General features: G+C 45.6%; 14 protein-coding genes. 5 read left to right on the top strand and 9 right to left on the bottom strand.

What is annotated here, in order from left to right:
* Window positions 1-591 carry a phosphoheptose isomerase gene (locus LIX84_RS14050; protein ID WP_005372901.1) on the top strand — a complete coding sequence of 197 codons (591 nt, stop codon included), beginning with the start codon at window positions 1-3 and terminating at the stop codon, window positions 589-591.
* A gap of 21 nt (window positions 592-612) precedes the next feature.
* A complete protein-coding gene (locus LIX84_RS14045) occupies window positions 613-1,266 on the top strand; it encodes a BON domain-containing protein (RefSeq protein WP_226421554.1) in 654 nt (217 codons plus the stop codon).
* Window positions 1,267-1,322: 56 nt separating this feature from the next.
* Here the strand turns inward: LIX84_RS14045 and sspB are convergent, their stop codons facing one another.
* The 8 genes from sspB to zapE form a co-directional block, all read right to left on the bottom strand.
* Window positions 1,323-1,811 carry a ClpXP protease specificity-enhancing factor gene (gene sspB / locus LIX84_RS14040; RefSeq protein ID WP_226421553.1) on the bottom strand — a complete coding sequence of 163 codons (489 nt, stop codon included), beginning with the start codon at window positions 1,809-1,811 and terminating at the stop codon, window positions 1,323-1,325.
* Window positions 1,812-1,828: 17 nt separating this feature from the next.
* Complete coding sequence (sspA, locus tag LIX84_RS14035) at window positions 1,829-2,464, bottom strand: stringent starvation protein SspA (protein WP_005372897.1); 636 nt, start codon at window positions 2,462-2,464, stop codon at window positions 1,829-1,831.
* A gap of 96 nt (window positions 2,465-2,560) precedes the next feature.
* Window positions 2,561-3,298: a cytochrome c1 gene (locus tag LIX84_RS14030; protein WP_226421552.1), complete on the bottom strand. Its 738-nt coding sequence runs from the start codon at window positions 3,296-3,298 to the stop codon at window positions 2,561-2,563.
* Complete coding sequence (locus LIX84_RS14025; RefSeq protein ID WP_005372880.1) at window positions 3,295-4,560, bottom strand: cytochrome b; 1,266 nt, start codon at window positions 4,558-4,560, stop codon at window positions 3,295-3,297. The genes LIX84_RS14030 and LIX84_RS14025 overlap by 4 nt, the downstream gene beginning before the upstream one ends.
* Window positions 4,560-5,150 (bottom strand): ubiquinol-cytochrome c reductase iron-sulfur subunit, encoded by a 591-nt coding sequence (gene petA / locus LIX84_RS14020; protein ID WP_005396462.1) that lies wholly within the window; start codon window positions 5,148-5,150, stop codon window positions 4,560-4,562. The genes LIX84_RS14025 and petA overlap by 1 nt, the downstream gene beginning before the upstream one ends.
* A gap of 609 nt (window positions 5,151-5,759) precedes the next feature.
* Window positions 5,760-6,152 carry a 30S ribosomal protein S9 gene (gene rpsI / locus LIX84_RS14015; protein ID WP_005372876.1) on the bottom strand — a complete coding sequence of 131 codons (393 nt, stop codon included), beginning with the start codon at window positions 6,150-6,152 and terminating at the stop codon, window positions 5,760-5,762.
* A gap of 15 nt (window positions 6,153-6,167) precedes the next feature.
* Window positions 6,168-6,596, bottom strand: a complete 429-nt coding sequence (gene rplM / locus LIX84_RS14010; RefSeq protein ID WP_012842158.1) for a 50S ribosomal protein L13 — start codon at window positions 6,594-6,596, stop codon at window positions 6,168-6,170.
* A gap of 250 nt (window positions 6,597-6,846) precedes the next feature.
* Window positions 6,847-7,950: a cell division protein ZapE gene (zapE, locus tag LIX84_RS14005; RefSeq protein WP_226421551.1), complete on the bottom strand. Its 1,104-nt coding sequence runs from the start codon at window positions 7,948-7,950 to the stop codon at window positions 6,847-6,849.
* A gap of 195 nt (window positions 7,951-8,145) precedes the next feature.
* Here zapE and zapG point away from each other — a divergent pair, with 195 nt between their 5' ends.
* The 3 genes from zapG (at window position 8,146) to degS (ending at window position 11,415) form a co-directional block, all read left to right on the top strand.
* A complete protein-coding gene (gene zapG, locus LIX84_RS14000; RefSeq protein WP_005395919.1) occupies window positions 8,146-8,589 on the top strand; it encodes a Z-ring associated protein ZapG in 444 nt (147 codons plus the stop codon).
* 203 nt (window positions 8,590-8,792) lie between these two features.
* The gene (locus LIX84_RS13995; RefSeq protein WP_047009069.1) at window positions 8,793-10,160 is read left to right on the top strand and encodes a Do family serine endopeptidase; all 1,368 of its coding nucleotides are present in this window, start codon (window positions 8,793-8,795) and stop codon (window positions 10,158-10,160) included.
* A 190-nt stretch (window positions 10,161-10,350) separates the two neighbouring features.
* Window positions 10,351-11,415, top strand: coding sequence for an outer membrane-stress sensor serine endopeptidase DegS (degS, locus tag LIX84_RS13990; protein ID WP_046873999.1), 1,065 nt, complete (start codon window positions 10,351-10,353; stop codon window positions 11,413-11,415).
* Between the two features lie 37 nt (window positions 11,416-11,452).
* Here degS and parC read toward each other — a convergent pair whose 3' ends face one another.
* Complete coding sequence (parC, locus tag LIX84_RS13985; RefSeq protein ID WP_005395922.1) at window positions 11,453-13,738, bottom strand: DNA topoisomerase IV subunit A; 2,286 nt, start codon at window positions 13,736-13,738, stop codon at window positions 11,453-11,455.

The raw sequence follows: 13,738 nt of genomic DNA, 5'->3' as shown, positions 1-13,738 counted from the left end.
ATGCTAGACAGCATTAAAGACAGCTTTACAGAAAGTATTCAAATTCAAATCGCAGCAGCAGAGGCGCTGCCCGATGCCATTACTCACGCGGCCCAAGCGATGGTCTCAAGCTTGCTCAATGGCAACAAAATTTTATGTTGTGGTAATGGCGGCAGTGCTTCAAACGCTCAACAATTTGTTTCTTGTCTTTTAAACCGTTTTGAAACTGAGCGCCCTAGCCTACCTGCAATGGCCTTAACAGCCGATAATACAACCCTGACCGCTGTTGCAAACGACTACCACTACCAGGAAATTTTCTCAAAACAGGTACGAGCGTTTGGCCAGCCAGGCGACATTCTGCTTGCCATGTCGACTAGCGGTAACAGCAAAAATATTATCAAAGCGATGGAAGCGGCCGTAACTCGAGACATGACGATTATCGCGCTAACAGGAAAAGATGGCGGTGAGATGGCAGGACTGCTTGGTGAGAACGACGTCGAAATTCGCATTCCATCACACCGCACTGCACGTATTCACGAAGTACATATGGTGACACTCCATTGTCTTTGTGATCTTATTGACCAGGTGCTTTTCCCTGCTCATGAAGAGTAACCAAGACTGAGGGTCAGAATTATGATACGTAGCCTCGTTATCTTATTAACAGCATTGAGTTTAAGTGGTTGCGCTGGCTTGTTTATCGCTGGCGCTGCAACCACAGCAAATATTGTCACGGACACACGCAGTACAAAACAAATTTGGCAGGACAACAACATCGAATTCGAAGTTGCGGCGATCGGTAATAAGGCGCCGTTTAAAGGTGAGGTTCGTGTGGTTGCCAGCTCCTATAACGGCACGGTTGTTCTTATGGGTCAGGCTCCAACGCAAGACCTTATCCATGCTTTAGAGCGAAGAGCTCGAGAAGTTAGTGGTGTGAAAGTCATACACAATCAAATCAAACAAAAAGAGCCACTCACTGTCACTCAAATTAGCAACGACAGTTGGATCACAACCAAAGTAAAATCAGCCTTGCTGACCGACTCTGAACTCAATGGCGTTAAGGTTAAAGTGATCACCGAAGACGGCGACGTTTTTCTGTTTGGTTATGTCACACCAGAGCAAGGCGAGCGAGCGACAGAAATCGCGCGTAATATCTCTGGCGTAAAACAAGTCATTAAAGGGTTCCAATATGGCGAAATGGAACCTGTTGAAGTGGACTTACCGAGTGACGGTGTACAAACAATAGAAAGTGAGACTGAAGCCAACGTCGAAGCATTTACGATTGAGTAATTGAAAACACGTCAAGACACTAAAAAGAAAAAAAGCAGCGTTACGCTGCTTTTATATTATTTAATCACTCTTAAGCTTGGTTTGCCTTTTGGTCGAGGAGCATCGTCCTCTTCGGCATCTGAATCAGAGGCTAACTCAGAAGGCTCATCGCTAACCGTTGTAAACGATGGGGATGATTCTTCCTCGGTCATCGCTTCTTCTTCTTCGATGTGAGTGTACGCTTCTTCTGGTTCAAACATAGTACCAGCACCATTCTCACGCGCATAAATAGCTTGGACAGCATACACCGGCACAATTACTGAGTGCGGACGACCGCTAAAGCGAGCATGGAAGGTAATCGCATCATTACCTAACTCAAGATTACCCACCGCACGTGGTGCAATATTCAAAATAATTTGACCATCTTGAATAAACTCAACCGGTACACGTACGCCCGGCATCGTTGCATCCACCACTAAGTGAGGAGTCAAGTCATTGTCTACTAGCCAATCGTAAAATGCGCGAAGCATATACGGGCGGCGAGCAGTCATTTTTGCAATATCCATAACGTGTTTAAAATCGCTTAGCGAACTAGGCGCATTTCACGTTCAGCTTCAGTTAAAGAAGCAAGGAACGAATCACGTTCAAATACGCGGTTCATGTACACCTTGATTTCTTTTGAACCAGGGCCAACCAGATCGATACCAAGTTGAGGCAGACGCCACAATAATGGAGCTAGGTAACAGTCGATCAAGCTGAATTCTTCGCTCATGAAGTACTCATATTCAGCAAAAATTGGCGCTAACGTCAGAAGATCATTACGCAGCTTTGTGCGTGCTTTTTCTGATTCTTCCGCATTACCTTTCATCACTTTTTCAGCGAGTGAATACCAGTTGCGTTCGATACGGTACATCATCAAGCGGCTGTTGCCACGAGCAACAGGATAAACCGGCATTAGAGGTGGATGAGGGAAACGCTCGTCCAAGTACTCCATGATGATTTTTGAATCGTAAAGAGCTAGCTCACGGTCAACAAGAGTTGGCACTGATTTATATGGGTTTAGCTCAACAAGCTCAGCAGGAAGGTTTGCTTCGTCAACAAGCTCAACTTCAACACTTACGCCTTTTTCAGCTAGTACAATGCGAACCTGATGGCTATACAAATCTGATGCACTTGAGAAAAGAGTCATCACAGAACGTTTATTGGCAGCTACAGCCATGGAGCCCTCCAGTACACTTACAAATAAAAACAATGGAGGCTAAGCCTCCATTGTACATCAATTAAAATTGGGAATTAGCACGGTATTTTAGCACAATTAATGCACATCGCGCCAATACTCTTTCTTGAGCATCACGACAACGATGGTTAGAAGCACTAAGAAGCCCATTACCCACCAACCTAAAGCATGACGCTCAAGCTTCACTGGGTCACCTGAATAAACCAAGAAGTTCACTAGGTCACCAACCGCTTTGTCGTATTCGCCTTCGCTCAGCTCACCTGTACCATCTGTTTCAGTACCAACAACAACTTGTACTTCTTCGCCATCTACGATTTTCGTATCGTAAATCGGCGTCGGGATACCCTGTAGCTCTTCGAGCACATGTGGCATACCAACACTCGGGAAGACAATGTTGTTCACGCCGAATGGACGAGATGGATCAACATAGAAAGAGCGTAAGTAAGTGTATAACCAATCAGCACCACGAACTCGTGCAACCAACGTAAGATCTGGTGGTGGAGCACCAAACCAATTTGCCGCTTGCTTCGGTGGCATTGCGTTGACCATTAGATCACCGATTTTCGCTTCAGGATTGAAAATCAGGTTTTCTTCCATTAAGTCTGTTGGAATTTCCAAGTCTGTTGCTACACGCTCATAACGCTGATACTGCGTTGAGTGACAAGCAAAACAGTAGTTCATGAACAACTTCGCACCGTTTTGTAGCGAAGCTTTATCCGTTAGGTCAACATTCGCTTTATCAAGCGGAACGTTAGCCCCCGCTGCCATCGCTAGTGATGGCAACATAGCAAATAGAATTACAATCCACTTCTTCATTTGAATGTCACCCTCTCTGGTAATGGTTTGGTTGCTTCATTTTTGCTGTAGAAGAACAGCAACACAAAGAACATGAAGTAACACAAGCTAAAGATCTGAGATAGTAGTGTGTACGTTGGTGTTGCAGGTAACGCCCCTAAAATACCCAGAGCGATAAAGGCGATAGTGAACTGTACAATATTCAACAGATGAAGTTTGCTACGGTAACGGTATGAACGAACTTTACAACGATCCAACCAAGGTAGAACAAACAGCACTGCTATTGACGCACCCATTAGGATAACACCTAATAGTTTGTCTGGAACCGCACGTAAGATTGCGTAAAACGGCGTGAAGTACCATACCGGAGCAATGTGCTCTGGTGTCTTCAGTGGGTTGGCCGCTTCAAAGTTAGGCGGTTCAAGGAAGTATCCTCCCATTTCTGGGTTAAAGAACAGCACGTAACAGAAGAAGAACAAGAAACCAGCCACACCAACTAAGTCCTTAACCGTACCGTATGGGTGGAAAGGAATAGAGTCGATAATGTCGTATTTCTTCGTGTAGTAATCGTGGAACTTGAACTGTGTCTTGTAATCATCGCCCATTGAACCTTTTGGTAGCTTAGTTTCGATACCATCAGGGTTGTTTGAGCCGACTTCGTGCAGCGCCAATACGTGCAGAACCACAAGAAGAAGCAGAACGATAGGCAGTGCAATAACGTGTAGTGCGAAGAAACGGTTTAACGTTGCACCAGAGATGATGTAGTCACCACGGATCCAAAGCGTTAGGTCATCACCGATAACAGGAATCGCACCAAACAAAGAAATGATTACCTGCGCACCCCAGTATGACATCTGACCCCATGGCAGTAGGTAACCCATGAATGCTTCAGCCATTAGAACGAGGAAGATCAACATACCGAAGATCCACAGTAGTTCACGAGGTTTTTGGTATGAGCCGTAGATCAAGCCACGGAACATGTGCAAGTACACAACAACGAAAAACGCAGATGCGCCAGTTGAGTGCATGTAACGTAGAAGCCAACCGTACTCTACATCACGCATGATGTACTCGATAGAAGCAAACGCACCGTCACCAGAAGGAACGTAGTTCATCGTTAGCCAAATACCCGTTAGGATTTGGTTAACCAGAACCAGCATCGCCAGAGAACCGAAAAGGTACCAAAAGTTGAAGTTCTTAGGCATTGGGTATTCAGACAAATGCTTTTTATAAGCATTCATTGCAGGAATACGCTTTTCAACCCAGTCTAACATTGCTTGCATTATGCATCCCCCTCATCAACACCCACAATGAGCTTGGTGTCGCTCAAATACATGTGCTTAGGAACGACAAGGTTCAATGGAGCAGGTACCCCTTGGAACACTCGACCAGCCATATCGAACTTAGAACCATGACAAGGACAGAAGAAGCCAGATCTTACGCCCTGGACCTGCTCTGAGAAAGAGTCTGGTAGATAGGTTGGTGAACAACCTAGGTGAGTACAGAAACCAACAGCGACAAAAAACTCTTCCTTAATCGAACGAAACTCATTCTGAGCGTACTCAGGCTGCTGTTCCATTTCAGATTGCGGATCACGAAGCTTATCGCCGATCGTTTTTAAGTTATCTAGAACGCTTTGAGTGCGGCGAACAATCCATACAGGTTTCCCCTGCCACTCGACACGAACCAGCTGACCTGGTTCAATTTTACTTATATCCACTTCCACCGGTGCACCTGCCGCTTTGGCTTTGGCACTCGGATTCCATGATTTGATAAAAGGCACGGCGACGGCGACTGCCCCTAACCCACCAACAACTGCCGTTGTAGCGGTTAGAAAACGCCTGCGACCGTTATTTAAAGGCGCGTTGCTCATCCAAACATTCTCCCATTTGCTCCCTTTGGATCGTTATTATTCCGCTTATAAGAGCATGGCTAACAAATAATGAATTTAGTTCTATTTATTGGAGGGAAATGATAAAGAAAACCCTACTTTTTGACAAGATAAAGCTACCTTTTTGTAACATTTGTGAGGCAAATCGCTCGCGTCGTCACAAAAGCGGCAGAATTATAAAAAATTGATGTGATTTGTAACAAGAAAGCACAACATGGAAGTTCTGCTGAAAGCTATTCAAACCTTTTATCTTGGTAGTTTTCAGTTAATTACACAGCAAAATATTTCTTAGTGCGCATTCAACTTACGTTGTTTGTATTTTCACTTTTGTAGCACGCCGCATACGCAAAAAAGACGAGTAGGCATTTTAAAACATGTTGCAGGGATATTAAGACGTAAAGGCACCCACAGCAGATAAATAAGCTTATAACGTATGGTAAGGAAGAAGCCTTACTCTGAACCTAGTTATAAGTGAATACAAATGGATATTGATAGGCTGGTATAAAAACAAAAAAGCCCGGCATAGAGCCGAGCTTTTGGTACACAGTTTCCAGAGTAACTCTGAAAAGCAGAATTTCCAATAAGAGGAAATTAACGCTTAGAGAACTGTGGACGACGACGTGCTTTACGTAGACCAACTTTCTTACGTTCAACGCAACGAGCGTCACGAGTAACGTAGCCAGCTGCGCGTAGAGCAGGACGTAGAGACTCATCGTATTCCATAAGCGCGCGAGTGATACCGTGACGGATAGCACCAGCTTGACCAGAAATACCGCCGCCTTTAACTGTTACGTAAAGGTCTAGCTTTTCAGTTAGTTCAACAAGTTCTAGAGGTTGTTGTACAACCATGCGAGCTGTTGGACGACCGAAGTATTCGTCAAGGTTACGCTTGTTTACTACAATGTTGCCGCTGCCTGGTTTAATAAAAACACGTGCAGCTGAGCTTTTGCGACGGCCAGTGCCGTAGTATTGATTCTCTGCCATTTTCGAAATCCCCAATTAGATGTCTAGTACTTGTGGTTGTTGAGCAACATGGTTGTGCTCAGCGCCTGCGTAAACTTTAAGCTTACGGTACATAGCACGGCCTAGAGGACCACGTGGAAGCATGCCTTTAACTGCAAGCTCAAGAACCATCTCAGGTTTACGATCGATCAACTTTTCAAAAGTGATAGATTTTAGACCACCTGGGAACTCAGAGTGACGGTAGTACACTTTGTTCTTAGCTTTGTTACCAGTTACAGCAACTTTCTCAGCGTTGATAACGATGATGTAGTCACCAGCGTCAACGTGAGGAGTGTATTCAGCTTTATGTTTGCCACGTAGGCGAGATGCAATTTCACTTGCTAGACGACCAAGAGTTTTACCTTCAGCGTCTACAACGTACCAGTCGCGTTTTACAGTTTCTGGTTTAGCAACGAAAGTTTTCATGCTAATAATAACCCGTTAATTAAAATTTAAACTTTAAGGAACACCGTTCTGGTGCTCCCACACTGTCTAAGAGCCCAGTCATCACCCCTTCGAGTCGTTGGTACTCTCGACCTTCAATTTCGAAATAACTTCGATAATCCGGTCTGCAGTAACGGTGGGTCGCAGGATTATAGAGAAGAGCGAAGAAAAAATCACCTTTTTTTGCGCCAAATCACTAATTTTTTCTTCACTTTTTAAGAACACACTAGATTTAGGCCAAATGCTCACGCGCGAGGTACTCATGACTTTGCATCTCAGTGAGCCGAGACAAACAGCGCTTAAATTCAAACTCGAGCTGCCCCTCAGTATATAAGTCTTCCATTGGCACTTCAGCAGAAATAATCAACTTCACATTGCGCTCGTAAAACTCATCGACCAGTGCGATAAAACGCCTCGCAGCGTCATCTATTTTTCGGTTCATCTGTTGAACGTCCGCCAGTAATACCGTGTGATAAATACGAGACAGCTCAATGTAGTCATTTTGACTGCGAGCGGTTTGGCATAACTGAGCAAAGGAAGCATGCAGAACCCCATCACTCGCTTCAATTACCTCAAGCTGACGGTGATTAACTTCGATTTGATGAGCGACGATCTGACGTTCGCCCGTCAGCTGCTGATAATACTTGTTGAGGTTAATGTTGGCCTGTTCATCAAGTGGATAATGGTATATTTCGGCCTGTTCAAGCGTTCTTAAGCGATAATCAACGCCACTATCAACATTCAACACGCCACAGCGTGCCAAAATCATATCAATTGCAGGCAAAAAGCGCGCTCTTTGTAAGCCATTACGATATAAGTTCTGCGGTTCGATGTTTGAAGTCGCGACTAGGATCATCTGCCGCTTGAACATCTCTTGGAGTAACGTTGCAAGGATCATCGCATCCGTAATGTCAGAGACAAAAAATTCATCAAAGCAAACCACATCCGCTTCTTCTTTGAATTTATCCGCTACTTTTGCTAGCGGATTTTCGACATCACCTAACAGCTTCAACTCATCATGTACTCGATACATGAAGCGGTGAAAGTGTACGCGCATTTTTCTTTGGGTTGGTAAAGCATCAAAAAACGCATCCATGAGGTACGTTTTACCGCGTCCGACTCCTCCCCAAAAGTAAAGACCTTTTGGGGGCTCAGGCATGTCGATTTTTTTCCCCATGAGCTTTTGCCATTTGGAAAGCTGGGGCACAGGAGCTGACTGAAATTCAACGATAGCATGGTAAAGCTTATCTAATGCAACGACCGCTTGATACTGAGCTTCATCACGCTGAAACCCGTGTTCTGCTATGTCTTTTTGATATTGTTGTAGTGGTGTCATCGTATTAAGTCGTATAGAGGTACTGGGAAAAGGGTTACCTCGGGGTCAACTTTGAGAATAGAGAGAAGTAGTTATCAGTCCCCGAAGACATACTGCTATTTTTCTTTATCGGCTGTTCAAGCCATAGTAACATGGACTAGCACCGCGTGTAACTAAGTAGTAAAAGACTTGTTAAAACAACTATAAGGAGCAGTTATGCCTTGGATTTATGCCATTGTGGGTTTGCTGGTCGGTACAATCGTAGGCGTAGTCATTAGTAGACTAACCACCCCTGAATACAAGAAACAAAAGTCTGTGCAGAAAGAACTTGAAGCGGCCAAGTTTGAACTAGAGCAACAACGTCAAGAGCTCGTCGATCATTTTGCACAAACCGCAGAAATGTTGGATACACTAGGTAAAGATTACACCAAGCTGTACCAACATATGGCTAAGACCTCTTCTGAGCTTTTGCCAAACTTGCCAGAGCAAGACAACCCGTTTGATAAGAAAACGGCAATGTCTTCTGAAGCTATTGCAGAAGATCAACCAGAGTTTAACGAACAGCCAAAAGACTACGCCAATGGCGCAACGGGTCTTTTAAAGGATCAAGAGAAAGAAATCATTAATGCTCCCGAAGCGGTAACCGCAAAAGCATCATAACCTTCTCTTACCTCTACCTACTAGGGCCGATACATTTGTATCGGCCCTTTTTTGAACTTTTTCTTCTTACCTTTGCTCTAACTTGGATGTGAACTGCCTCCCCCTTTGATTATCCGAACTAGGCCCTATATTAGTTATTAACAAAGTGAACTAACCGTTCGGATATTTCTTTTTGGCAGACATGTTTCAAGAGGAGTTATTGGATGAAAAAACCACTGCTTGCGCTCACCGTTCTATCTCTGAGTTTGGGCTCTATTATTGCGCCAGTTCAAGCCACCGCCGCATTACCTTTAAATGTGGATGGCCAACAGTTACCTAGCTTGGCGCCCATGCTTGAGAAAGTAACCCCTGCTGTTGTGAGTATTGCTGTAGAAGGCAAACAAGTACAAACCAGCCGTATTCCCGAACAATTTCAATTCTTCTTTGGACCGGACTTTCCGATGGAGCAAAGGCGCGAGCGCCCGTTCAGAGGTTTAGGTTCTGGTGTCATTATTGATGCGAAAAAAGGGCATATCGTCACTAACTACCACGTAATCAAGGGCGCGGATGAGATTCGAGTTCGCCTCTATGATGGTCGCGAGTATGACGCTACGCTCGTTGGCGGAGATGAGATGGCCGATGTTGCGTTGCTTAAATTAGAAAAAGCGAAAAACTTAACGCAAATTAAAGTCGCAGATTCCGACAAACTTCGCGTAGGTGACTTTACGGTTGCGATTGGTAACCCATTCGGACTCGGTCAAACCGTGACGTCGGGCATCGTCTCAGCGTTAGGCCGTAGTGGCTTAAACGTTGAAAACTTCGAAAACTTCATCCAAACCGATGCCGCAATTAACAGCGGTAACTCTGGTGGTGCATTGGTCAACCTTAATGGTGAGCTGATCGGTATTAATACTGCGATTTTAGGCCCTAACGGCGGTAACGTGGGGATTGGCTTTGCGATTCCGTCCAACATGATGAAAAACCTCACCGAGCAAATTCTAGAGTTTGGTGAAGTCAAACGCGGCATGTTGGGTGTACAGGGCGGTGAAGTAACCTCTGAGCTGGCTGATGCATTGGGTTACGAGTCGAGTAAAGGGGCCTTTATAGGCCAAGTCGTACCAGACAGCGCAGCCGATAAAGCTGGATTGAAAGCCGGTGATGTAATTGTATCGGTAAACGGCAAAGAGATTAATACTTTCTCAGAGCTCCGCGCAAAAGTAGCAACGCTGGGCGCAGGAAAAGAAATCACGTTAGGTGTAGTTCGAGATGGTAAGAATAAAACCTTTGATGTAACGCTTGGCGAATCTACAAATATGAAAGCCAAAGCCGAAACATTACACGAAGGGCTCAAGGGTGCTGAGTTAAGCAATACGACACCAAGTGATGCAATTCAAGGCGTTAAAGTATCGAGCGTTGCAGATAACTCTCCGGCTGCTCAATATCAATTACAACAAGGTGACATCATTATCGGTGTGAACCGTCAGCGCGTGAAAAACCTTGCTGAGCTTCGTGCAATCGTGGATAAGCACAAAGGCGTATTGGCTCTGAATATTCAGCGTGGCGAACGTACTATTTATCTTGTTATTCGTTAGTCACTTTCAAAGTGATAGGAAATAAGGTTTTCGATGCATAGCACCGAGTAATAAGCCTCGAATACTTTTCCTTATCGCTCAATAGCTAATGAAAAGGGCAGCACGATTCCGTGCTGCCCTTTTGTTATTTTTCAATGTAATGCTATTCTTCATCTTCTATGCCATTTTGGCGCTCATGCATGGAGAGGATATGCTCAGCTTTTTATTACGTTCTGTCTTTTTAGGCTTGGCTACTGCCGCAGTGGTATTACTGGCGGTGCCATCTTTGCGCCACAACGTAATTCCTGCCGCGCTAGATCCGCAACCTGTTAATATCGCATCCGTTGAGTTGACATTTAATCAGGCGGTGCGAAGAGCAGCACCTGCCGTAGTAAACATCTACAGCCGTAAATATGTTGAAAATGATCGCAGTAAACTCTCGACTCAAGGTCTGGGTTCAGGTGTCATTGTCAGTGAGAAAGGCTACATCATTACCAACTACCACGTGGTTGCTCAAGCAGACCAAATTGTTGTCGCATTACAAGACGGTAGAGCCGCGGCAGCTCAGCTAGTTGGCACGGATAAACGCACAGATATTGCCGTACTGCGTGTCGAAGGTTCGAACTTACCTGTTATCCCTCTGAACTCTAATTACAAGCCACAAGTGGGTGATGTGGTCCTAGCCATCGGCAACCCATACAACCTTGGTCAAACCACAACGTTCGGCATTATTTCAGCAACAGGACGCTCATCGATTAGCGACGGTCGCCAAGCATTTATTCAGACCGATGCCGCCATCAATGAGGGGAACTCTGGCGGTGCTCTAGTGAACACGCAAGGTGAGCTCGTCGGCATCAATACCGCCTCTTTCCAACAAGCGACTGATTTAGAAACTTACGGTATTTCCTTTGCGATTCCTGCGCCACTAGCCAGCAAGATCATGCAGAAAATCATCGCTGATGGCCGCGTAATTCGTGGTTATATTGGAATCGACGGCCAAGACATTAATGCGGTCACTGCTCGCCTACTTGGAAATGAACACATAGGTGGTATTGTCGTGCTTGGTATTGATCCAAATGGCCCAGCCAATGCAGCTGGCTTCCAAAAGCAGGACATCATTATCAGTATTGATGGCAATAAAGTGCAAGGGCGTCAGAGCGTTATGGATATCGTCACCGATTTACGTCCTGGCACCACCGTGGACGTCGGCATCATTCGCAAAGGAAAAGAGATGAGCTTGAAAGTCACGATTGCTGAAGACAAGCAAGAAGCATAAAAAATCCCAGCCATTGGCTGGGATTTTTATTTGTGCGTTACTCGCTATCGCTCGGTGTTTCCGTCGTATCGGAATCGTCCAGCTCAACCTCAATGCGAGTGACTCGCTGCAAACCTCTTGGTAGTAACCCACCTCGGCGACCACGTTCGCCACGGAAGTTATCAAGGTCAGACGGTTTAAGACCCAATTTTCGCTTACCCGCGTACAACGTTAACGATGCACCTTTTGGTAAAGACATTAAGTGAGATAGTACTTCTTCTCGCTCTTTTGCTTTAGCAGCAGGAATGTTGATGATCTTATTCCCTTTACCTTTCGCCAGTTGTGGCAGGTCTTTGATTGGGAACAGCAGCATGCGACCTTGGTTAGTGATTGCTAAGATTTCATCAGAATCTAAATCTTCAATCGCTTTTGGCGTCATGACCTCAGAGTTAGCCGGCAAAGTGACCAGCGCTTTACCACTGCGGTTTTTAGACAGCAAGTCAGCGCCTTTACATACAAAGCCGTAACCTGCATCAGAGCCCACCAGCCACAGCTGATCTTCTTCACTCATGATCACTTGGCGAATACTGCTACCAGCCGTAATATTCAAACGACCGGTAATCGGCTCACCTTGACTACGAGCAGAAGGCAGCGAGTGCGATTCCAGAGAGTAACTTCGACCGTCACTACCTAGGAATACCGCAGGCTGATTACTCTTACCTCGCGCGTGCGCTAAGTATTTATCACCCGACTTATAGTTCAAGCCTTCTGCATCTACGTCATGGCCTTTCGCGTGACGAATCCAACCTTTCTCAGAAAGCACAACCGTGATTGGTTCGCTTGGAACAAGATCACGTTCAGTAAGCGCTTTTGCTTCTGCACGCTCAACCAATGGGGATCGACGGTCATCACCGTATTTCTCTGCGTCTGCTTTGATTTCTTTTTTCAGTAGTGTGTTTAGACGACGCTCAGAACCGAGCAGCTGTTCTAGCTTCTCACGCTCTTTCTCTAGCTCGTCTTGCTCACCACGAATCTTCATCTCTTCTAGTTTGGCTAAGTGACGAAGTTTGGTGTCTAGAATCGCATCCGCTTGGATATCGGTAATACCAAAACGTGCCATCAATACCGCTTTAGGATCATCTTCAGTACGGATGATCTCAATCACTTCATCTAGGTTTAGGTAAGCAACCAACAAACCTTCCAAAATGTGTAAGCGAGCCATGACTTTGTCTAGGCGGTGTTGTAGACGGCGACGTACGGTCGTGCGACGGAACTCAATCCACTCTGACAGAATTTGCACCAGACCTTTAACTTGAGGACGATTATCCAAACCAATCATGTTCAAGTTAACGCGGTAGCTGCGCTCAAGATCCGTTGATGCGAACAAGTGGTTCATCAACAAATCACAGTCGACGCGGTTTGACTTAGGTACCACAACGATACGCGTTGGGTTCTCGTGATCCGACTCGTCACGAAGATCGTCAACCATTGGTAGCTTCTTCGCACGCATCTGGTTGGCGATTTGCTCAAGCAGTTTTGCACCCGATACTTGGTGTGGCAGAGAGGTGATAACGATATCAGAACCTTCTTTGTGCCACACCGCGCGCATCTTGATGCTGCCGCGACCGTTGCGGTAAATCTTCTCAATATCCGCTTGCGGCGAGATGATTTCTGCTTCTGTTGGGTAATCCGGACCTTTAACATACTGCATCACGTCCGGCAGTTCTGCTTTCGGGTTGTCGATCAAATGAATAGTCGCATCTGCGATTTCACGAACGTTATGCGGTGGGATATCTGTTGCCATACCAACCGCAATACCGGTTACACCGTTAAGCAGGATATGAGGCAGACGTGCTGGCAACATTTGTGGCTCTTTCATTGTGCCATCAAAGTTAGGTTGCCATTCAACCGTACCCTGGCCCAGTTCGCCTAGCAATACTTCAGCAAACTTAGACAGTTTTGCTTCGGTATAACGCATTGCCGCAAATGATTTCGGATCATCTGGCGCACCCCAGTTACCTTGACCATCCACTAATGGATAGCGGTAAGAGAATGGCTGAGCCATCAATACCATCGCTTCGTAACACGCTGAATCACCGTGCGGATGGTATTTACCTAGTACGTCACCAACGGTACGTGCAGATTTTTTGTATTTTGCTGATGCAGAGAGACCAAGCTCTGACATCGCATAAATGATGCGTCGTTGAACCGGCTTTAAGCCATCACCAATGTATGGCAAGGCGCGGTCCATGATTACGTACATCGAGTAGTTCAGATAAGCGTCTTCAGTGAACTTGCGCATTGGCAATTGTTCGACGCCATCGTAGGTAATTTCTGTAGACAT

Origin of the sequence: Vibrio sp. E14, assembly GCF_020515785.1 — a bacterium.
Classification (GTDB): domain Bacteria; phylum Pseudomonadota; class Gammaproteobacteria; order Enterobacterales; family Vibrionaceae; genus Vibrio; species Vibrio diabolicus.
Note: the sequence above shows the minus strand (reverse complement) of the source record. Positions and strands in the feature narration are given on the sequence as shown.

Coding starts and splice junctions, on each gene's coding strand:
- rplM (WP_012842158.1), bottom strand. CDS start 6,596: ATGAAAACTTTCGTTGCTAAACCAGAAACTGTAAAACGCGACTGGTAC.
- zapG (WP_005395919.1), top strand. CDS start 8,146: ATGCCTTGGATTTATGCCATTGTGGGTTTGCTGGTCGGTACAATCGTA.
- rpsI (WP_005372876.1), bottom strand. CDS start 6,152: ATGGCAGAGAATCAATACTACGGCACTGGCCGTCGCAAAAGCTCAGCT.
- LIX84_RS14050 (WP_005372901.1), top strand. CDS start 1: ATGCTAGACAGCATTAAAGACAGCTTTACAGAAAGTATTCAAATTCAA.
- LIX84_RS14025 (WP_005372880.1), bottom strand. CDS start 4,560: ATGCAAGCAATGTTAGACTGGGTTGAAAAGCGTATTCCTGCAATGAAT.
- LIX84_RS13995 (WP_047009069.1), top strand. CDS start 8,793: ATGAAAAAACCACTGCTTGCGCTCACCGTTCTATCTCTGAGTTTGGGC.
- sspB (WP_226421553.1), bottom strand. CDS start 1,811: ATGGATATTGCAAAAATGACTGCTCGCCGCCCGTATATGCTTCGCGCA.
- LIX84_RS14045 (WP_226421554.1), top strand. CDS start 613: ATGATACGTAGCCTCGTTATCTTATTAACAGCATTGAGTTTAAGTGGT.
- parC (WP_005395922.1), bottom strand. CDS start 13,738: ATGTCTACAGAAATTACCTACGATGGCGTCGAACAATTGCCAATGCGC.
- sspA (WP_005372897.1), bottom strand. CDS start 2,464: ATGGCTGTAGCTGCCAATAAACGTTCTGTGATGACTCTTTTCTCAAGT.
- zapE (WP_226421551.1), bottom strand. CDS start 7,950: ATGACACCACTACAACAATATCAAAAAGACATAGCAGAACACGGGTTT.
- degS (WP_046873999.1), top strand. CDS start 10,351: ATGCTCAGCTTTTTATTACGTTCTGTCTTTTTAGGCTTGGCTACTGCC.
- petA (WP_005396462.1), bottom strand. CDS start 5,150: ATGAGCAACGCGCCTTTAAATAACGGTCGCAGGCGTTTTCTAACCGCT.
- LIX84_RS14030 (WP_226421552.1), bottom strand. CDS start 3,298: ATGAAGAAGTGGATTGTAATTCTATTTGCTATGTTGCCATCACTAGCG.